This is a genomic window from Pseudomonas oryzihabitans (genome assembly GCF_024652905.1).
Lineage (GTDB): Bacteria > Pseudomonadota > Gammaproteobacteria > Pseudomonadales > Pseudomonadaceae > Chryseomonas > Chryseomonas benzopyrenica.
Map to the genome: position 1 here is coordinate 1178387 of NZ_CP102428.1, position 19950 is coordinate 1198336.

Here is a 19950-nt window from a genome sequence, read left to right on the forward strand (position 1 = left end):
CTCTAGCGTTCGCAGCGGGGCAGGAAGGCCTGGATCAGGGCATTGACCCGGTCCGCGGCCTCCATCTGCACCATATGGCCCTGGCCCTCCAGGATCTCGACCTGAACGGTTTCCGGCAGGCCTTGGGCATGCTGGACCGGAATGATGGCGTCGGCCTTGCCCCAGATCACCAGGGCGGGCAGATCGCCTTCGAGTACCTGGCGCAGCACCTGGGCCTGCTGGCCATTGGGGAAGAGGGTGCCAGCCAGTCGATTCAGGGCCTGGTCCACCCCTTCCAGGCGCTTGTACTTGAGCAGGTCTTCCAGCAGTGGTCGGGTGACCAGGCCGGGATCACTGAACAGCAGGCTGACCGGTCCCTTGAGCTGGTTGCGACTGGTGGCGGCGACGAAGCCTTCCAGGTAGGCGCCATTGATGTCCTGGCCCAGCCCGGCGCTGCCGATCAGCACCAGGCCGGCAACCCGCTGCGGCGCCGTCTGCGCCAGCTGCAGGGCGACGGCGCCGCCCATTGAGTGGCCGACGAGCACGGCGCGGGGGATGTCCAGATGGTCGAGCAGAGCCAGCACCGCAGCGCCTAGCTCGGCAAGGTCCCCGGTGGCCAGGCCCTTGCCGGACTGACCATGGCCCGGCAGGTCCAGGGCGATCACCCGGCGTTCGGCGGCCAGGGCCTCGTGGTTGAACAGCCAGTTGTCCAGATCGCCGGAGAAGCCGTGGATCAGCACCAGCGGCAGGCCACCTTCGCCGCGTTCCAGATAGCGCAGCGGCCGCCCGTCGAGCTCGATGCGCTGCGCCTGGGGACCGGCGTCGGCGGCGTCTTCGCCACCGGGTACGAAGTCTTCCTGGAAGCGCGCGATCACCGCCTCGATCTCGGCGTCGCTGGCTTCGCCTTCCACCACGATGGCCAGCAGGGCGCCTACCGCCAGGGTCTCGTCCTCCCGCGCCAGGCAGCGGCGCAGGGTGCCGGAGAAGGGCGCCTCCACGCTGCTGCTGATCTTGTCGGTCTCGACGTCGAGCACCTCGTCGCCCTTGGTGATGCTGTCGCCTTCGGCCTTGAGCCAGGCGTTGACCCGGCCTTCGCTCATGGACAGGCCCCATTTGGGCATGGTCAGGGTATGGATCTGGCTCATGCGGCCTGCCTCCCTTGGGTGATCTTCAGTACGGCGCGCTCGATCTTGGCCGCGTCGGGGATGTAGAGGTCTTCCAGGGCATCGGAGAAGGGCACCGGGGTGTGCGGCGCCGTGACCAGCTGTACCGGGGCGCGCAGGTCGTCGAAGGCGTGCTCGGCAAGCAGGGCGGCGATGTCGGTGGCCACCGAGCAGCGCGGATTGGCCTCGTCGATGACCACCGCGCGGCCGGTCTTCTCCACGCTTTCCAGGATGCTGTCGCGATCCAGCGGGCTGGTGGTGCGCAGGTCCAGCACCTCGCAGGAAACGCCCTGGCGCGCCAGGTTGGCGGCGGCCTCCATGGCCAGGTGCACCATCCGGCCATAGGTGATGAGGCTGACGTCGTCGCCTTCACGCAGGAAGCTGGCCTCGCCGAAGGGGATGGCGTAGGACTCCTCGGGCACCTCGCCCTGCATCCCGTAGAGCAGCTTGTGCTCGCAGAAGATCACCGGGTCGTTGTCGCGGATGGCCTGGATCAGCAGGCCCTTGGCATCGTAGGGGGTGGCCGGGCAGACCACCTTGAGGCCGGGGATATGCGTCCACCAGGAGGTGAGCATCTGCGAATGCTGGGCCGCGGCGCGGAGACCCGCGCCGACCATGGTGCGCAGCACCAGCGGGGTGATCGCCTTGCCGCCGAACATGTAGCGGAATTTGGCCGCCTGGTTGAGGATCTGGTCCAGGCAGCAGCCGGCGAAGTCGACGAACATCAGTTCGCACACCGGCCGGGTGCCACGGGCGGCGGCGCCTACCGCGGCGCCGACGTAGCCGAGCTCCGACAGCGGGGTGTCCAGCACCCGCCCGGGAAACTTGTGGTAGAGGCCCTTGGTGACCCCCAGTACGCCGCCCCAGGCGTCTTGCTCGCCGGGCGCCCCGGCGCCCCCGGCGTTGTCTTCGCCCATGAGGAAGACGGTGGGGTCACGGCGCATCTCCTGTTCCAAGGCTTCGTTGATGGCTTGCTGGTAGCTGATCTTTCTGGCCATGGTGGCGCTCCTTGTTGTTTTCCGATCAGGCGTAGGTGACGTAGACGTCGGTGAGCAGGTCTTCCGGGCCAGGCTTGGGATCGGCCTTGGCCTTGCGCACGGCGTCTTCGATGAGCTGTTCCACCTCCTGGTCGATGCTGTCGAGCAGGGCGGGCTGGAGTTGGCCGGAGCGCGTCACCCGCTCGCGGAATTGCATCAGGCAGTCGCGTTGCTCCCGGGCCTGCTTGACTTCGTTGGGATCGCGATAGGTCTGGGCATCACCTTCGAAGTGGCCGAAGTAGCGGGTGAACTTCACCTCGATCAGCGAGGGGCCTTCGCCGGCCCGGGCGCGGGCCACGGCGGCCGCGGCGGCTTCATGGACGGCAAAGAAGTCGAAGCCGTCCACCGTCACCCCGGGCATGCCGAAGCCGGCGGCGCGATCGGCGATGTGGTCGCAGGCCACCGACCAGTTGGCGGCGGTGGCCTCGGCGTAGCCGTTGTTCTCGGCGACGAAGATGCACGGCAGATTCCACACCGAAGCCAGGTTCATCGCCTCGAACACCGCACCCTCGTTGGAGCCGCCGTCGCCGAAGAAGGCCACGGCAACGGCGTCGCTGCCCTTGAGCTTGGCCGCCAGGGCGGCGCCGGCGGCCAGGGGCGCGCCAGCCCCGACGATGCCGTTGGCACCGAGCATGCCCTTTTCCAGGTCGGCGATGTGCATGGAGCCGCCCTTGCCCTGGCAGACCCCGGTCTTCTTGCCGTAGATCTCGGCCATCATGCCGTAGACGTCCACGCCCTTGGCGATGCAGTGGCCGTGGCCGCGGTGGGTGGAGGCGATGCTGTCCTCGTGGCCCAGGTGGGCCATGACGCCGGCGGCCGAGGCCTCCTCGCCGGCATAGAGGTGGACGAAGCCGGGAATCTCGCCGGTGGCGAATTCCACGTGCAGCCGCTCTTCGAAGGCGCGGATGGTGCGCATCACCCGGTAGGCATGGCTCAGATTTTCGACGCTGGGGTTCTCGCTCATCTTATTGTTCTCCAGGATTGCCGAGGGGCGACGCGGGCAGGCGGCGGACCAGCAGGCGCTGCTGCGCCGCCAGTTCCAATACCCGCTCCACGTCGATGCTCAGGGGGCCGTCGAGGTCCAGCGTCACCTGCGGACGCTCCTCGGGGCCGAATTCGATTTCCCGCTCGCCGTCCAGCGCCAGGGTGCCAGTGGCCAGCGACAGCGCCCGGGGTTCGCCGGGCAGCAGCAGGCCACTGGCGGCGATGCCGGCCTGGGCCAGCACGCCGGGGGCGAGGGGAACGGTCAGTTGCGCCGGGGCCTCCGGCTCCAGTTGCACCCAGCCGCCATGGGGAGCGCTGCGCGCGACGGGGTGCCAGAGACCGCAGAGGGCCGACAGGCCGATGGCCCAGGGCTCGGCGAAGGTGGTGAAGACTTCCGCGAGATCCTCCACCCGGGTCACCGCGCGGGCACCGATATAGGTCTGGCGACAGACCGCCACGTCCACCAGCGCCCAGTCGCGAATGCCGCGCTCGGGCACTTCCACCCGCAGCCGCTTGTTGCGCCGCAGCGCCAGTGCCGGGTCGACCCGGCCGGCCGCGACCAGGCCGCCGGCCAGTCCCGCGCTGGTGGCCTCACGCAATTCCGGAAAGGCGTTGTTGGTGCCGGTGGAGAGGGTCAGCAGCGGCAGGTCGCCCACCTCGGCAGCCACCGCCTTGTGGGTGCCGTCGCCGCCGAGCACGGCAATCACCGCCGCGCCCTGGGCCAGCATTAGCCGCGCGGCGCGCCGGGTGTCGTCCACGGTCTGGGTCAGCGGCAGGTTGAGAAACCTAAGCTCCGGCCAGCGCTGCTCGCGGGCCTGGCGACTGCCGCTGGCCTTGAGCACGGCGGCGGCGATGCCGGTCATGTCCGGCGGCAAGAGCACTCGCTCCACGCCGGTGGCGCCAAAGGCCGCCAGCAGGCGCATCACCACCCCGGCCTTGTCGGTGCTGGAGGTCAGGGCAGCGTTACCGATCAGCCGGCGCAGGTCACGGCCGGAAGCGGGGCTGGGCAGGATGCCGACGGTTACGGGCATGGCTGAGCTCCGAGGCCGGGGCCAGCGGTCAGGGCAGGCGTACGGTGATGCCAGGGTGCGCTCATGGGTCTGGCCCTCTTGTCGTTGTGATGGGAGCGTCGCAGAGCCCTGAGCAAGGCCGGTGCCAAGCCGCGATGAATCCGCTGCAGTGCAGGCAGGGCGCGGGTTTGGAAGGAGGCGGCAGGTAGTGGGAGGAGCGCCTCCACGCGCCGGGGCGTCTCACGACTGCGACGGGATGGCGAGACGCTGAGACGATTCGTCTCACGGTGTCGCGGACTTGAAGGCAGCGTCCTGGGAGCGCTAAATGAAGGCCAGAACAATGACCGGCCTTCCATGCCATGACCGGAATTCAGGGAGAGACGTCCATGTTGTCTACCCAGGCCCGCTATCACGCCCGCGCCATCGACCAGGCCCTGCGCGCGCCCTTGCGCGCGGCCAGTCCGCCCGGGCGCATCCTCGATTCCTGGCGCCGTTCCTTCGAGCAATATCAGCTCGACCCGGGCTCTCTGCGGGGGCCGCGCATCCTCTCGCGCTACGAATTGCGCCAGCACCAGCAGGCGGCGGAAGACTTCCTGCGCGTCGCCGATGGCGAGCTGGGCGCCCTGCATGCGCGGGTCGAGGCAGCCGACTATTGCGTGCTGCTGGCCGATGCCCAGGGCCATACCCTGGACTACCGGGTCAGCGACCGGCTCGATGAAGAATGCCGCCGCGCCGGACTCTACCTGGGCACCTGCTGGTCCGAGCAGGAGGAGGGCACCTGCGGCGTGGCAGCGGTGCTGACCGACCGCGCGCCAGTGACGGTGCACAAGGCCGATCACTTCCGCGTGGCCTTCACCGGCCTGACCTGTACCGCCGCGCCGGTATTCGCCCCGGGTGGCGAGTTGCTCGGGGTGCTGGACGTCTCGGCGCCACGCTCGCCAGATGACCGTCGCAGCCAGTTGCTGATCCAGCAGTTCACCCGCGACAGCGCCCAGCGCATCGAGAATGCCTATTTCATGCACAGCGCCCGGGGCGACTGGGTGCTCTGCGGCCATGCCCAGGCCAGCTACCTGGACACCCAGCCGGAATTCCTGCTGGCCTGGGACGCGAGTGGCCGCCTGACCGGCCTGAACCGGCCGGCCCGGCAACTCTGCCTCACTCAGCTGGGCTACCTGCCGCAGCGTCTCGACGAGTTGTTCGGTCGCGATGCCTCGGCGCGGTTGCAGGAGGACGACGGCGAGCCCCTGCGCCTGGGTGAGGCGCATTTTCACGCCCGGGTACGGGCGCCGCGGCAGCGTCTTGGGGTGGTGATCCCGCTGGTTCGCGAGCCGCGTACGGCGGATCCCGAGGAGGAGCCCCGGGTCAGCCAGGCGCTCGCGACCGCCCTGCGGCTCTATCGCCATGGCCTGCCGATCCTGGTGACCGGCGAGACCGGCACCGGCAAGGAGGTGTTTGCCCGCGGCCTGCACCAGGGTGGCGATCGTGCCGGGCGGCCCTTCGTCGCCCTCAATTGCGCGGCGCTGCCGGAAAGCCTGATCGAGAGCGAATTGTTCGGCCATGCCGCGGGGGCCTTTACCGGCGCCCAGCGCCAGGGTCGCGATGGTCTGATCGTGGCGGCCGATGGCGGCACCCTGTTTCTCGACGAGATCGGCGACATGCCCCTGGCGCTGCAGACCCGGCTGCTGCGGGTGTTGGCCGAGGGCGAGGTGCTGCCGGTGGGCAGCGCCCAGGCGCGGCGGGTCGATGTGCGGCTGGTCTGCGCCACCCACCGCGACCTCCAGGCGCAGGTCGCCGCCGGGCTGTTTCGCGAAGACCTGCTCTATCGCCTCAATGGTGCCGTCTTCCAGTTGCCACCGCTGCGTGAGCGGGCCGACCGTCTGGCCCTGGCGCGGCGCCTGCTGGCGGAGGAGCGCGGTAGCGGCGCCGTCCCGGAGTTGGCGCCCCAGGTGCAGGAAGCCATCCTCGCCCACGACTGGCCGGGCAACGTGCGCGAGCTGCGCAATGCGCTGCGTTATGCCTGCGCCCTGTGCGATGGCGCTCTGATCACCCTCGATCACCTGCCGGCCAGTCTGGGGCCGGGCATGCCGCTGTCCACGGAGCCACGGCCCCAGGTCGATAGCCCTGAACGGCGATCGATCCTCGCCGCGCTGGTGCGGCACCGTTGGAAGGCCGTTCCCGCTGCCCGAGCGCTGGGTATGTCCCGGGCCACCCTCTATCGACGGCTCAAGCTGCACGGCATTGCCATGCCGCACCGCCAGCCCGAAGACTGACGTCTTCCGCCGAACGGTCGTGGCCGCTGGCAGCTGCCCTGGCACGGCGATCTCAGCGATCGAGCGAGGCGGTCACCATCGGCGCGCCAGGCTCCGGTCGTCCCAAGCGGGACGTCAGTGCGGCCGCCCACGGGTCACACCTCAGACACAGACTGCGAGGAAGACCCCCGATGCGTACCCTGCCACTGTTGCTCGCCCTACCTGCCGCCCTGGCCCTGCTGAACCGCACCTCGTCCCGGCGTACGTCGCGGCCCGATCGCCAGCAACTGAATGGCCGGACCATCGTCGTCACCGGTGCCTCCAGTGGCGTCGGCCGCGGCGTGGCCCTGGCGCTGGCCCGGCACGGAGCCAATCTGGTGCTGGCGGCGCGGCGGACCGAAGCCCTGGAAGCCCTGGCGGTGGAGGTGCAGGCGCTGGGCGTCGCGGCCTTGGTGGTGCCGACCGACGTCGCCGACGTGGCGCAGATGACGGCGCTGGCCGAACAGGCCGAGCAGCGCTTCGGTCGCATCGACGGCTGGATCAACAATGCCGGCGTGGTAGCGGTGGGCCGCTTCGAGGAGATCCCGCTGGAGGATCACCTGCGCCTGCTGGATACCAATGTGAAGGGGGTGGTAATCGGCAGCCATCTGGCCCTGCAGCGCTTCCGCCGCCAGGGCTATGGTCGGCTGGTCAACGTAGCCTCGGTTGACGGCGAGATTCCCCATGCCTATCAGGCCTCCTATTCGGCATCCAAGGCTGCGGTGCTCAGCCTCGGCCGGGTCCTGCAGCAGGAACTGCGTCGCGGGCGGCAGCCCAACATCCAGTTATCGACGGTGCTGCCCTGGGCGCTGGATACCCCGATCTGGGGACATGCGGCCACCTATACCGGCCATCGTCCCGATCTGCCGACCAAGGACACACCGGACAAGGCGGTACAGGCCATCGTCAAGGCGCTGCTGCAGCCGCAAAAGGAGATCACCGTGGGCTACAAGGCGAAGATGGCCTACTGGGGCCATCGTCTGGCGCCGGAGCTCAACGAACGCTTCACGGCCGCCGCGGTGCAGCGCGCCGAGATCGACTGGAATCCGGTCAAGGCCGATACCTCGGGCAACCTGCAGCAGCCCGATCAGGCTGGACGGACGATCCGGGGGTCGAATTTCTGAGGGGGGTGTCTGAGCTAGTGCCAGGATGCGTTCAGAGCCCCGGCCTTTGTCTCGGGACCCACGATGGTCAGCTCACCCTGGGGCGTAAGGGCGGTCTGCAGCGCCCTGGCCAGGGCAGGCTGGGTGCAGAGCAGGGCGGTCGGGGCAATGCCGATCAGTGTGGCGGCAAGCTCCGGCCAGCAGGCGGGAGCCGCTGGATCGAGCTCCAGCCGGGGCAGTAGCGCCAGCCCCTCCGCCAGCATGACCTGGCAATGCGCCTGCAATTCGGCGTCGGCTTCGGCGGCTGGCCGTTGCGGGGCGGTCACCAGCAGGATCCGACGATGGCCGAGCGTCAGTAGATGCTGGGTGGCGAGGGCGATACGCTGGCCGTGCGCTTCGGCGGCGCGACCGCGGGTCGACGTGGCAACCAGCGCCACGCGTGCCGAGGGAGTGACTCGAGGAGTACGCGGGTGGGGGGCGGGGCGGGTATCCATGGATAGGCCTCTGCCACGAGGTGGCGGTCAAGAGGCCCAGGGTGCCGGATGCGGATGGCAGCTTCATGACAAACCGCAGCCGCTTTCTTACCGCGGTATCCGCCAGTGACCTTGGCATCGTGAGTCGACGTAGACGCCTTGCGTTCTCTATCGAGGCGGCTAGCCTGAAGTGGGTGACGTTCCTTCGGGAGCCTGTAGATGAACAGGTTGCATGAACGCTTGGCCAAACTCGATCCGCCCGTGCGCCACGAGCTGGAGCGGCGCAACGATGGCCTGCTGATCACCCTCATCGAGCCTGATCACAATGTGCGGGTCTCGCGGCTGCTCAAGGCGGACGACATGCGCGAGGTCGAGCAGGTGAATCTGATCCTGCTGCACGCCATCAACGAACTCAGGCGCAAGGGCGCCCAGGTGCCCCTCGACAAGGACACCGTCCTGCTGACGCGCTTGCCCGGTGCTGGCGTCGGCACCCCCGGTTGAGTCGCACCTAGTCCTCCAGCTCCAGATCCAGCAACGCCGCGCCCAGGCCCTTGCCATGGGCATCCAGGGCCAGCGAGCGGGTGACGCCACCGCGCAAGGCGCCTGGCAGCACGAAGTTCAGCGCGCCCAGGGCGGGTAGCTCGTAGCGGCGAACGGGCGCGGCATCGGTCGGGCGACTGTCGGCGAACCAGGCCGCGACCCGTTCCGCGGTGAGCACCTCGCACAGGCGGTCGAAATCTTCCCGGCGATAGGCGATCACCGCCATGTTCGAGGTGTCCCCCTTGTCGCCGGTACGGACGTGGGCGATCTCGCGTAGTTTCATGGCAGCGTCTCCAGCTCCAGGGTAGGGGTGACGGCCGCACGCGGCCAGAGCAGCGAAGCCACGGCGATCACCTCGCGGACCGCCTTGGTCGCACCGCCGCCACCCGCCGGGCCATTGGTATAGAGGGTTTCCACCTCGTTGCCGATCTGCACTGCCGCCGCGCGGGTGGCGCAGCGGCCAACGACCCGCAGCCGTACCTCCCAAGGTTCGCCGGTCGCCCGGGCAGCGAGCGTCTCTCCATGGAGAGCGTCGCAGCCGATCAGCTCACAGCGCAGCTCTTCGACCGGTACGCCGCAGAGATGCAAACGCTCACGTACCACGGCAGCGGCCAACCGGGCGCGGGCGACGGCACCGGGACCCGCGTAGGAGAGCTGGCCCTCGCCGTGCCAGCCGTCACGGTAGCCCACCGACACCTTGAGCTGGTCCGGTCGCGCGGTGCCGCGAGCGCCGCTCACGACGACCCGATCCGGACCCGCTTGCTGCAGGGCGACGCCGGAAAAGTCGGCGGTCACGTCCGGGGTCAGGTAGGCCGCTGGGTCGTGTACTTCGTAGAGGAGTTGTTCGGTGCAGGTTGCTGGGGTCACGCAGCCGCCGGAGCCAGTGACCTTGGTAAGGGTGGCGTGGCCATCCGCATCCACCTCGGCCAGGGGAAAGCCCAGGCGAGCGAGGTCGGGCACGTCCTTGTAGCCGGGATCGGCGAAGTAGCCGCCGGTGACCTGCCCGGCGCATTCCAGTAGGTGACCGACCAGGGTGCCGCGTCCGCGCCGCTCCCAGTCCTCCGCCGCCCAGCCGAACTCATGCACCAGCGGCGCCAAAAACAAGGAAGGGTCTGCCACCCGGCCGGTGACGATGACATCGGCGTCGGCTTCCAGGGCCTGGACGATGCCGTCCACTCCCAGGTAGGCGTTGGCCGAGATCACCCGGTCGCCCAGTTCGGCCAGGGTCTGGCCATTGTCCAGCAGGGCGTCGGCGGGCAGCTGGGCCAGCACATCGTCGCCGGCCACCGCGGCGATCTTCAGCCCTGTGACGCCCAGCTCCCGGGCCAGGGCGGCGACCTTGCGCGCCGCGGCGGTCGGGTTGGCGGCGCCCATGTTGGTGATCACCCGCAGGCGCGGACGGTCCGCCTGGCGCAGCAGTGGCAGGATGCGCCGCATCCGCGCCTCCAGCAGCGGATCGAAGCCGGCCTCGGGATCGGCAAGTCGCGCCTGTTGCGCCAGGGCGATGGTGCGTTCGGCCAGGCATTCGAACACCAGGTAGTCGAGGCGGCCATGCTCGGCCAGCTCCACGGCGGGCTCGATGCGATCACCGGAATAGCCGGCGCCGCAGCCGATGCGAAGAAGACGGGTCATCTAGAAGACTCCCAGGAGCAGGGCGGTCAGGGTCATCAGGACCGAGGCCGCGAACAGGAAGGGGATGGTGAAGCGCTGGTGATCGGCGAGATCCAGCTTGCACAGGCCCACCAGCAGGAAGGTCGCCGGGGTCAGGGGGCTGACCGGGAAGCCGGTGGTGTGCACCCCGAGCAGCGAGGCCTGGGCCACCTGCACCGGGTCGACACCCAGGTTGCGGCCGACCTCGGCGATCACCGGCATGACGCCGAAGTAGAAGGAATCCGGATCGAACAGCAGGCTCAGCGGCATGGACAGGAAGCCCACCACCGCCGGGATCAGCTGGCCATGCCCGGCCGGGATGCCGGCCACCGCTACCTGGGCCATGGCCTTGAGCATGCCGCTGCCCTGCATGATGCCGGTGAAGACGCCGGCGGCGAAGAGGATGCTGGCCATGGTCAGGGCGGTCTTGGCGTGGGCATCGATGCGCGCCTTCTGGGCGTCCACCGAGGGGTAGTTCAGGCACAGCGCGGCCACGGTGCCGAGCATGAACATCACCACCGGATCGACCCAGCCGGCGATCATCACGCCCATCACCACCAGGGTCAGCAGCAGGTTGATCCAGAAGCGCTCTGGGCGACGCAGGGCACGCTCGGCCTCGCTGAGTACCCGCTCCGGTGCGGCACCGGCCCCCTCGGCATTCAGCCAGGGCGCCTGGCCGGCCAGGGTCAGGCGCTTCTCCTCGCGGCGGCCGAGCCACCAGGCACTGGCGAAGACGAAGGCCAGACCCACCAGCTGCACCGGGATCAGCGGCTGGAACAGATCGGCCACCGGCACGTGCAGGGCGGCGGAGGAGCGCAGCACTGGGCCCGTCCAGGGCAGGAAGTTGACCCCGGCGGCCATGGCGGCCACGCAGGCCAGGATGCGCCGGTCCAGCCCGAGGCGGGTATAGAGCGGCAGCATGGCGGGGATGGTCACCAGGAAGGTCACCGCGCCGGAGCCGTCCAGGTGCACTAGCAGGGCGAGCAGGGCGCTGCCGCAGACGATGCGCGTCGGCCGGGTCCCGACGGTGCGCAGGATGCGGTCGATGATGGGATCGAGCATCCCGGCGTCGGTCATGATGCCGAAGAACAGGATGGCGAAGACGAACATGCCGATCACCGGGGCGACGCCCTTGATCCCGGCGATGATGAAGGCGCTGGTGCCCAGGCCGAAGCCACCGATTAGGGCGGCAACGATGGGGATGACGATGAGGGCGACCAGGGGTGAAACGCGTTTGCTCATGACCGCGACGAGCAACGCGAGAATGGTGACGACACCGAGCAGGGCGAGCATGGCGGACTCCTTGGACCGTGGCACGGCAAGCAGGCACACGGGAGGTTTTGTTGTTGTGCCCGCAGTATTCGAAGACGGCCGACGTCCTGTAAATTGGAATCTTCCGAAGCAGTGTTCAGAAAAACAAAATGAAGAATCTGCTCCAGCACGTGCAGGCCTTTCTCGCTGTGGCCCGTCATGGTTCCTTCGCCCGCGCGGCGGAGGAGTTGCACCTGTCTCCTCCGGCGCTCACCGTGCAGATCCAGCAACTCGAAGCGTGGCTGGAGGTTCAGCTGCTGGAGCGCACCCCGCGAAGGGTCCAGCTGACCACCGCGGGTGAAGAACTGCGCGGCCCCCTGGAACGGGTCCTGGTGGACCTGGGCGATGTCCAGACCCACGCCCGGGACCTGGCGGGCCTGCGTCGCGGACGCATCACCCTGGCCGCCTTGCCATCCTTCTTCATGGGCCCCTTTCCCGAATTGCTGAAGACCTTCCAGGCCCGTCATCCGGCCATCGAGGTCCGCCTGCAGGATGTGGTGGCCGGTAGAGTCGAGGCGCTGGTCCGGGAAGGACAGGTGGATCTGGGCATCGGCGTCCGTCCACGGGCCGTAGGGCTGGACTTCCAGCCGCTGTATGTCGATCACCTGCAGCTGTTCGTGCCCCGCGACCATCCCTGGGCGGGCCGCGCCGAAATCACCCTGGGCGAACTCGACGCCGTACCCTTGCTGCTCACCGGTCGCGACAGCAGCGTGCGCGAGTGCCTGGACTTCGCCTTCGCCGCCGCCGGCCTGCGCCTGGTGGCGGCGCTGGAAGCCAACTACATGAGCACCCTGCTGGCCCTGGTGGCGGCCGGCCAGGGCCTGGCCCTGCTGCCGGAATCGGCGGGCGGCGAGGCCCCGGTGGTGGCCCTGCCGGTCCGCGGCGAGAGCCTGGCCCGGCCGCTGGGCATCCTTACCCCCAGCGGCCGCAGCCTTACGCCGGCGGCTCAGGCGTTCGTCGCGCTGCTCCGGGAGCGGCTGCAGGCAGACTAATACTCGAAGGGCTGGCCCAGCTCCTGTTGCAGCCAGTCGAGAAAGCGCCGCACCCGGGCGTAGCGCGAGTGCGCCCGGGGAAACACCAGGTGGTGCGCGGCCACCGGCAGGTCGTCGTCCTGGGGCAAGACCCGCACCAGATCGCCGCGGTCCAGATAGTCCGCCGCCAGCACCGTGCTCTCCAGGGCGAAGCCCAGACCATGGCGGGCGGCTTCCAGGGTCATGTAGGAGCGATCGAAACTCAGGGTGTAGGGGCGTTCCGGCAGCGCCAGACCCTGCTGGGCGAACCAGTTGGGCCACTTCATCAGGGTGGCCTCGGACAGGATCAGTTCGCTGTGCAGCAGATCCGCCGGCGACTGGATCGGGCGTTTTTCCAGCAGCTGCGGCGCGGCCAGGACCGCCAGGCGCTCGCGCTGCAGGGTGCGGATCTCCAGGTTCGGCCAGCTGGGCAGGCCGTGGCGGATGTCGATGTCGACCTTGTCGCGGCTGAAGTGCAGGGATTCGTAGGAGCAGGAGAGATTGATCTGTAGGTCGGGATGGCTCTGGCGGAACTGTTCCAGCCGTGGCATCAGCCAGAGCAGGCCGAAGCTCGGCGCGGAGTGCAGGCGCAGGCATTCCAGGCCGGCATCGCTGGCCGCACGATCCGTGGCCATGGCCAATCGGTGCAGTACCTCGCTGACCTCTTCCAGGTATTGCTCCCCGGCCGGGGTCAGGGTCATGCCGCGCGCACCGCGGACGAAGAGCGCGCGACCCACCAGAGCCTCCAGCTTGGCCAACTGATGGCTGACCGCCGAGGGCGTCAGCGCCAGTTGCTCGGCAGCCCGGGCGACGTTGGCGAAGCGGGCGGTCTGCTCGAAGGCTTGAAGGGCTTTCAGGGGTGGCAGGGAAAGCGTCTTGCCTGAATCCATGGGTCGCGGTCCTGTAGGCGTTTCACGTCCGATTTTCGGCTGGCCAGGCGGGGCTGCCAAGCCGTAGGCATGAATTTTATTCAGCACGGTCTGACGCAGGCTGCGTTGCTGGGGCCCTGGGGCAGGGGCACTCTGGCCCTCAGCGACAGCCCTCCACAACAACAAGAAGGATAGCGTCATGCCCCTGCATTCCCTGCTGCTGCAAGACAAGATCGCCCTCGTCACCGGCGCCGCCTCGGCGCGCGGCATCGGTCGCGCCACGGCCCAGGCCTTCGCCGCCCAGGGCGCGCGGGTCATCATCCTCGACCTCGATGCCAGTGCCGCGCGGGATGCCGCCGCCAGCCTCGGCGAAGGTCACCTGGGCCTGGCGGCCAACGTGGCCGACGAAGCCCAGGTCAGGGCCGCGGTCGACCAGGCGCTCGCCCAGTACGGTCGCCTCGACGTGCTGGTCAACAATGCCGGTATCACCCAGCCGGTGAAGACTCTGGAGATCGGCCGCGCCGACTACGACCGCATCCTCGACGTCAATCTGCGCGGCACCCTGCTGATGTCCCAGGCGGTGATTCCGGCCATGCGCGAGCAGGGTGGTGGCAGCATCGTCTGCCTGTCCTCGGTGTCCGCCCAGCGCGGCGGTGGCATCTTCGGCGGACCGCACTACAGTGCCGCCAAGGCCGGGGTGCTGGGCCTGACCAGGGCGATGGCGCGGGAATTCGGGCCGGATGGCATCCGCGTGAATGCCCTGACCCCCGGCCTGATCCAGACCGACATCACCGGCGGGCTGATGCACGACGAACGCCGCCAGTCGATCATCGACGGCATCCCGCTGGGCCGCCTCGGCGAGCCCCAAGACGTGGCCAATGCCGCGCTGTTCCTGGCCAGCGATCTTTCCGGCTACCTGACCGGCGTCACCCTGGACGTCAACGGCGGCATGCTGATCCACTGATCGCCCCCTCGTGTTCAACGCTCTGCATCGAAAAGGGTGCCCGCGGCTGCGGCGCCCATAACAACAAGAGATCAGACCATGACTACGCTCACTCTGGCAGCGGCCACCTCGGCGCGCGCCAATGCCTATCGCAAGACCGCCTGGCGGCTGATGCCCTTCCTGATGCTGTGCTACTTCTGCGCCTATCTGGACCGGGTCAACGTCGGCTTCGCCAAGCTGCAGATGATGAACGACCTGGCGCTGAGCGAAGCCGTCTACGGCCTCGGCGCCGGCATGTTTTTCATTGGCTATTTCCTCTGCGAGGTGCCCAGCAACATCATCCTGCACAAGGTCGGCGCCCGCCGCTGGATCGCCCGCATCATGATCACCTGGGGCATCCTTTCCGGGATGTTCGCCTTCGTCGAGACGGCCTGGCAGTTCTACCTGCTGCGCTTCCTGCTCGGCGTGGCCGAGGCCGGCCTGGCGCCGGGCCTGCTGCTCTATCTCACCTACTGGTTTCCCTCCTACCGCCGCGCCCGCATGACGGTGCTCTGGTTCGTCGCCATTCCCTTGTCGGGCATGATCGGCGGACCGCTGTCGGGCTGGATCATGAATCAGTTCGCCGGCGTCCACGGCTGGGCCGGCTGGCAGTGGATGTTCGTCATCGAGGCCATTCCCACGGTAGTGGTGGGGCTGATGGTGCTCGGCTATCTCAAGGACGGCGTGCACCAGGCGACCTGGCTGGACGATGAGGAAAAGGCGCTGATCCAGAAGGAACTGGCCGAGGACAACCAGCACAAGACCGAGCACGCCAGCGTGCGCGACTTCATCCGTGATCGCCGGCTGTGGCTCCTGGCCGCCATCTACTTCTGCGTGGTCATGGGCCAGTACGCCATCACCTTCTGGCTGCCGACTCTGGTGCGCAACTCCGGGGTCGCCGATCCGCTGCACATCGGCCTGCTCACCAGCCTGCCCTATATGTGCGCCATCGTTGCCATGCTGCTGGCCGGGCGCAGCGGGGACAAGCATCGCGAGCGCCGCTGGCACCTGGTGATTCCCATGCTATTGGGCGCCTGCGGCCTCAGCCTCGCCGCGGTCTTCGGCCACAACGTCACCCTGTCGATCCTCAGCCTGTGCCTGGCCGCGGCCGGCATCCTCTCCGCGTCCTCGCTGTTCTGGATGTTGCCCACCACGCTGCTGGGCGGGGTCACCGCCGCCGCTGGCATCGCCGCGGTGAACAGCTTCGCCAACCTGGCCGGCTTCTGCTCGCCCTACCTGATCGGCTGGATCACCACCAGCACCGGTTCCAGCGCCATCGGCATGTTCCTCATCACCGGGGTGCTGGTGATAGGCGCCACGCTGGTCCTGCGCATTCCCGCCGCCCTGGTCAATCGCTAATCGAGGTACAGATCATGACCGCTTCTTCGCCACAACGCGCACCGCTCTCGCTGGCCGAGCGCGCCCACAACATCCGCCGCCACGCCCTGCGCATGGGCCAGATCCAAGGCCAGGGTTACGTCGGCCAGGCCCTAGGCGTCGCCGATGTCCTGGCCGTCGCCTACTTCCATGCCCTGAGCTACCAGCCGCAGGAGCCCGAATGGGAAGGGCGCGATCGCTTCTACCTGTCCATCGGCCACTATGCCATCGCCCTCTATGCCGCCTTGATCGAGGCCGGGATCGTGCCGCTCGAGGAACTGGAGACCTATGGCTGCGACGACAGCCGCCTGCCCATGTCGGGCATGGCCGCCTACACCCCAGGCATGGAGATCACCGGCGGTTCCCTCGGCCAGGGCCTGGGCATCGCCGTGGGCGCCTGCCTCGGCCTCAAGCGCAAGCAATCGAAATCCTTCGTCTACAACCTGCTGTCCGATGGCGAACTCAACGAAGGCGCCACCTGGGAAGCGGCAATGTCGGCCTCTCACTGGCAACTGGACAATCTCATCGCCCTGGTGGACGTGAACAACCAGCAGGCCGACGGCCACTGCCGCGAGATCCTGGCCTTCGAGCCCCTGGCCGAGCGCTGGCAGGCCTTCGGCTGGTTCGTCCAGCGCGTCGATGGCAATGACCGCGAGGCGCTGGTCGCGGCCTTCGACCGGGCCCGCCAGCACCCCGGCGGGCAGCCCCGGATCATTCTCTGCGATACCCGCATGGGCAAGGGCGTGCCCTTCCTGGAAACCCGCGACAAGACTCACTTCATCCGCGTCGAGGCGCACGAATGGGCCGTGGCCCTCGACGCCCTGGATGCCGGGAGGGACTTCTGATGACTACCACCGCCACCAAGCCACGCCTGACCACCTCGGCGATGATCGCCAGCATCGCCGCCGAGGGCCAGCCGACCCGACCAGCCCCCTTCGGCCATGCCCTGGCGGCCCTGGCCGAACAGCGCCCGGACATCGTCGGCCTCACCGCCGACCTGGCCAAGTACACCGACCTGCACATCTTCGCCAAAGCCCACCCCGAGCGCTTCTACCAGATGGGCATGGCCGAGCAGCTGCTGATGAGCGCCGCCGCCGGCATGGCCCGCGAAGGCTGCGTGCCCTTCGCCACCACCTATGCGGTGTTCGCCTCGCGCCGCGCCTACGACTTCATCTGCATGGCCATCGCCGAGGAGAATCTCAACGTCAAGATCGTCTGCGGCCTACCGGGGCTGACCACTGGCTACGGCCCCAGCCACCAGGCCACCGACGACCTGGCGATCTTTCGCGCCATGCCCAACCTCATGGTGATCGACCCCTGCGACGCCCTGGAGATCGAGCAGGCGGTGCCGGCCATCGCCGCCCACCAGGGGCCGGTCTACATGCGTCTCTTGCGTGGCAACGTACCTCTGGTGCTGGACCGCTACGACTACCGGTTCCAGCTCGGCAAGGCTCAGGTGGTGCGCCCCGGTTGTGACGTGCTGGTGGTGTCCACCGGCCTGATGACCATGCGCGCCCTGGAGGCCGCGGAGGCCCTGACCGCGGATGGCGTGGACGTCTCGGTGCTGCACGTGCCGACCATCAAGCCCCTGGACGAGGCGACGATCCTGGCGGAAGCGCGCAAGCCGGGACGGCTGGTGGTGGCGGCGGAGAACCACTCGGTGATCGGCGGACTGGGCGAGGCGGTGGCGACCACCCTGCTGCGCAACGGCGTGACGCCTACCTTCCGCCAGATCGCGCTGCCTGACGCCTTCCTCGACGCCGGGGCGCTACCGACCTTGCACGACCGCTACGGCATCTCCACCACGGCGGTCTGCCAGCAGATCAAGGGTTGGTTGTAGGGTCGGAAGAGGGCGCCTGGTTATCCTAGGGGTTTCACCGATGGAACCGGGCGCCGCCAGGGCGATTCGAAGACTCGACGCCGCCCCCCCATCAGGGCAAGGTGGGCAGCTGTCTTCCTCGCCCGCTGGCCGTCATGTCCGATACCGATGAAATCACCCTGCGCAAGCTGGAGATCTTTCTGGCTTTCATGCGCAGTCGCAACCTGGCGCGGGCTGCCGCCGAGCTGGGCACCAGCCATGTCAGCGTGCATCGCGCCATCCACTCCCTGGAAAACGCCCTGCGCTGCCCACTATTCAAGCACGAGGGGCGTACCCTGACGCCGCTGGATGGCGCCTTCGTGCTGGAAGCGCGGGCCGAGCGACTGATGCAGGACCTGGCCGAGACGGTACGGCTCACGCGCCAGGCGGCGGGCTTTTCGGCGGAGCGCTTTCGCCTGGGGGCGCTGTACTCGCTGACGGTCAAGACCGTGCCCCAGCTGATCATGGGCCTCAAGCTCAGGCGCAGCGAACTCAACATCGACCTGGTGCTGGGTTCCAATGCCGACCTCGCCGAGCAACTGCACGATTTCAAGCTGGACGCCATGCTCGTGGCCTTGGACGACGCCGTGGTGGATGCCGACTGCGAGAGCGTCGAGCTGTTCAGCGACGACATCTTCCTCGCCGCGCCCAGTGATTCGCCCTTTGCCAACCAGGCCGAGGTGGACCTGCGCGACCTGGCCGGGGTGCCCTTCGTGACCCTGACCCAGGGTTTCGCCACCTTTCGCGATGGTCGCCAGGTGTTCGCCCAGGCCGGCTTCGAGCCGGAGGTGATCATGCAGGTCAACGACATCTTCTCGCTGATGAGCATGGTCAGCTCCGGGGTGGGCTACGCGCTGCTGCCGGGGCGGGTCGAGGCGGTCTACCAGAACCGCCTCAAGCTGCTGCCCCTGGCCCCGCGCTATCGCCTCCAGCAGCGCATTGGCGCGGTGTTCCTGCGCAGCCGCGAGCGCGATCCCAATCTGCTGGCCTTCGTCGCCGAATGCCGGATGTACGCGCGCAACTAAGCCACCAGTGCCCGCACGCAGAAGAAAAGCAGCGACGGCCCCAGCAGGCAGCCCAGGCCGGTGTGGAAGGTAGCGGTTAGGGCGCCATAGGGCACCAGTCGGCGGTCGGTGGCGGCGAGCCCCGCGGTGACGCCGCTGACGGTGCCGGCCAGGCCGCCGAAGACCATCGCCGAGCGCGGATTGTCCAGCGCCAGCAGCCGCGCCGAGGCGGGCGTCGCCACCATGACGATGATCGCCTTGATCAGGCCGGTGGCGATGGACAGTGCCATGACGTCGGAGCTGGCACCCAGGGCGGCGCCGGTCACCGGGCCGACGATGTAGGTCACGGCGCCCGCGCCGATGGTGGTCATGCTCACCGCGTCGCGATAGCCGAAGGCCCAGGCCACCGCGGCGCCGACGATGAAGGGCAGCACGGTGCCGAGGAGCAGGGCCACGGCGCCGATCATTCCGGCCTTGCGTGCCTCCGTGGCCTGGACCTCGAAGGCGGTGGCGACGATGGCGAAGTCGCGCAGCATGGCGCCGCCCATCAGGCCTATACCGGAAAACAGCGCAAGGTCGGCCAGGCCTTTCTGGCCACCGGTGACGGTGCCCCCGACCCAGGCCAGCACCAGGCCGATGACGATGGCGATGGCCGAGCCGTGCACCCGGCCAAAGGTCAGCCGGCGTGAGAGGACCACCGAGATCCACATGATCAGGCCGATCAGCGCGAAGGCGGCGACCAGGCCGTTGTGTTGCAGGGCTTTGGTGACGATATCGTTCATACTAGCGACCTCCGGCCGGCGCGGCATGGGCGATCGCTGGCGCGGGTGCCACGGCGGCGTCCGGCAATGGGGGTAGCGGTTCGCCGCGATGGCTGCGACTGATCAGGGCGATGGTCACCCCGCAGATACCCACGGCGCCGACGGCCGCCAGCACTGCCACGGGTCCGCCATGCAGGGCGGTGACCACGTTCTGCTGGGCGGCCATGGCCACCACCACCGGAATGTACAGCGCGCCCCAGAAGCCGACGCCGAATTCGCATTCCTTGCTCATGCCGCCATGCCGCTCCATGTAGAGCCGGGCGCAGATCAGCAGGAGCATGGCGATGCCCACCCCGCCGACATTGGATTTGACCCCGAGCAGGACGCCCAGGAAGTCACCGATGATGACGCCTGCAAGCATGCAGACGGCCAGGAGCGCTACACCGTAGATGATCATTGTTGTTGTCCTCGGTTGTGCTTGGGGGTGGGGTGAAGCCTGGCCGCTGCGCCCGCTTTTACCCCCTCTCCCTCGGGGAGAGGGCTGGGGTGAG

The 19950-nt window shown here is 68.5% G+C and carries 20 protein-coding genes; 9 read left to right on the forward strand and 11 right to left on the reverse strand.

Annotated elements, in window-relative coordinates; translation table 11 throughout:
- Positions 1-2: 2 nt before the first annotated feature.
- From NRG74_RS05450 to NRG74_RS05465, 4 genes are read right to left on the reverse strand one after another with little or no spacing between them, the layout of a single operon-like run.
- Entirely contained in the window at positions 3-1124 is a 1122-nt protein-coding gene (locus tag NRG74_RS05450) for an acetoin dehydrogenase dihydrolipoyllysine-residue acetyltransferase subunit (protein ID WP_257705940.1), read from the reverse strand.
- Positions 1121-2140 (reverse strand): alpha-ketoacid dehydrogenase subunit beta, encoded by a 1020-nt coding sequence (locus NRG74_RS05455; protein WP_257705941.1) that lies wholly within the window; start codon positions 2138-2140, stop codon positions 1121-1123. Before NRG74_RS05455 ends, NRG74_RS05450 begins: the two co-directional genes overlap by 4 nt.
- A 25-nt stretch (positions 2141-2165) precedes the next feature.
- Positions 2166-3143, reverse strand: coding sequence for a thiamine pyrophosphate-dependent dehydrogenase E1 component subunit alpha (locus NRG74_RS05460; RefSeq protein WP_017641197.1), 978 nt, complete (start codon positions 3141-3143; stop codon positions 2166-2168).
- A gap of 1 nt (position 3144) precedes the next feature.
- A complete protein-coding gene (locus NRG74_RS05465; protein WP_257705942.1) occupies positions 3145-4194 on the reverse strand; it encodes an ATP-NAD kinase family protein in 1050 nt (349 codons plus the stop codon).
- 365 nt (positions 4195-4559) lie between these two features.
- Here NRG74_RS05465 and NRG74_RS05470 point away from each other — a divergent pair, with 365 nt between their 5' ends.
- Both NRG74_RS05470 and NRG74_RS05475 read left to right on the forward strand, forming a co-directional pair.
- Positions 4560-6443, forward strand: a complete 1884-nt coding sequence (locus tag NRG74_RS05470) for a sigma-54-dependent Fis family transcriptional regulator (RefSeq protein WP_257705943.1) — start codon at positions 4560-4562, stop codon at positions 6441-6443.
- Between the two features lie 170 nt (positions 6444-6613).
- On the forward strand, positions 6614-7585 hold the full coding sequence (locus NRG74_RS05475; protein WP_257705944.1) for an SDR family NAD(P)-dependent oxidoreductase: 972 nt from the start codon (positions 6614-6616) through the stop codon (positions 7583-7585).
- A gap of 14 nt (positions 7586-7599) precedes the next feature.
- Here the strand turns inward: NRG74_RS05475 and NRG74_RS05480 are convergent, their stop codons facing one another.
- A complete protein-coding gene (locus NRG74_RS05480) occupies positions 7600-8058 on the reverse strand; it encodes a substrate-binding domain-containing protein (RefSeq protein ID WP_257705945.1) in 459 nt (152 codons plus the stop codon).
- A 198-nt stretch (positions 8059-8256) separates the two neighbouring features.
- Between NRG74_RS05480 and NRG74_RS05485 the strand changes: the two genes are divergently transcribed.
- Positions 8257-8538 carry a hypothetical protein gene (locus tag NRG74_RS05485; RefSeq protein ID WP_064309489.1) on the forward strand — a complete coding sequence of 94 codons (282 nt, stop codon included), beginning with the start codon at positions 8257-8259 and terminating at the stop codon, positions 8536-8538.
- A 7-nt stretch (positions 8539-8545) separates the two neighbouring features.
- Here the strand turns inward: NRG74_RS05485 and NRG74_RS05490 are convergent, their stop codons facing one another.
- The 3 genes from NRG74_RS05490 to NRG74_RS05500 are packed head-to-tail and all read right to left on the reverse strand — an operon-like array spanning position 8546 to position 11520.
- Complete coding sequence (locus tag NRG74_RS05490; RefSeq protein ID WP_257705946.1) at positions 8546-8860, reverse strand: AtuA-related protein; 315 nt, start codon at positions 8858-8860, stop codon at positions 8546-8548.
- Positions 8857-10209 carry an acyclic terpene utilization AtuA family protein gene (locus NRG74_RS05495; protein ID WP_257705947.1) on the reverse strand — a complete coding sequence of 451 codons (1353 nt, stop codon included), beginning with the start codon at positions 10207-10209 and terminating at the stop codon, positions 8857-8859. Before NRG74_RS05495 ends, NRG74_RS05490 begins: the two co-directional genes overlap by 4 nt.
- Positions 10210-11520: a CitMHS family transporter gene (locus NRG74_RS05500; RefSeq protein ID WP_257705948.1), complete on the reverse strand. Its 1311-nt coding sequence runs from the start codon at positions 11518-11520 to the stop codon at positions 10210-10212. It abuts the gene before it with no gap.
- A gap of 128 nt (positions 11521-11648) precedes the next feature.
- Here NRG74_RS05500 and NRG74_RS05505 point away from each other — a divergent pair, with 128 nt between their 5' ends.
- On the forward strand, positions 11649-12530 hold the full coding sequence (locus NRG74_RS05505) for a LysR family transcriptional regulator (RefSeq protein ID WP_257705949.1): 882 nt from the start codon (positions 11649-11651) through the stop codon (positions 12528-12530).
- Here the strand turns inward: NRG74_RS05505 and NRG74_RS05510 are convergent.
- Complete coding sequence (locus NRG74_RS05510; protein WP_257705950.1) at positions 12527-13438, reverse strand: LysR substrate-binding domain-containing protein; 912 nt, start codon at positions 13436-13438, stop codon at positions 12527-12529. The genes NRG74_RS05505 and NRG74_RS05510 overlap by 4 nt on opposite strands.
- 193 nt (positions 13439-13631) lie before the next feature.
- On the opposite strand from NRG74_RS05510, the gene NRG74_RS05515 reads away from it, so the two are divergent.
- From NRG74_RS05515 to NRG74_RS05535, 5 genes are all read left to right on the forward strand, one after another.
- Complete coding sequence (locus tag NRG74_RS05515) at positions 13632-14381, forward strand: SDR family NAD(P)-dependent oxidoreductase (RefSeq protein ID WP_257706561.1); 750 nt, start codon at positions 13632-13634, stop codon at positions 14379-14381.
- Between the two features lie 78 nt (positions 14382-14459).
- Positions 14460-15758 carry an MFS transporter gene (locus NRG74_RS05520; RefSeq protein ID WP_160922581.1) on the forward strand — a complete coding sequence of 433 codons (1299 nt, stop codon included), beginning with the start codon at positions 14460-14462 and terminating at the stop codon, positions 15756-15758.
- A gap of 14 nt (positions 15759-15772) precedes the next feature.
- Entirely contained in the window at positions 15773-16621 is an 849-nt protein-coding gene (locus NRG74_RS05525; RefSeq protein ID WP_257705951.1) for a transketolase, read from the forward strand.
- Complete coding sequence (locus tag NRG74_RS05530; protein WP_257705952.1) at positions 16621-17616, forward strand: transketolase family protein; 996 nt, start codon at positions 16621-16623, stop codon at positions 17614-17616. The genes NRG74_RS05525 and NRG74_RS05530 overlap by 1 nt, the downstream gene beginning before the upstream one ends.
- Before the next feature lie 134 nt (positions 17617-17750).
- Positions 17751-18659, forward strand: coding sequence for a LysR family transcriptional regulator (locus NRG74_RS05535; protein WP_257705953.1), 909 nt, complete (start codon positions 17751-17753; stop codon positions 18657-18659).
- Here NRG74_RS05535 and madM read toward each other — a convergent pair.
- Together madM and madL are read right to left on the reverse strand one after the other, a co-directional pair.
- On the reverse strand, positions 18656-19420 hold the full coding sequence (gene madM / locus NRG74_RS05540) for a malonate transporter subunit MadM (protein ID WP_017641181.1): 765 nt from the start codon (positions 19418-19420) through the stop codon (positions 18656-18658). The genes NRG74_RS05535 and madM overlap by 4 nt on opposite strands.
- A gap of 1 nt (position 19421) precedes the next feature.
- On the reverse strand, positions 19422-19856 hold the full coding sequence (madL, locus tag NRG74_RS05545; protein WP_184287752.1) for a malonate transporter subunit MadL: 435 nt from the start codon (positions 19854-19856) through the stop codon (positions 19422-19424).
- Positions 19857-19950: the final 94 nt, after the last annotated feature.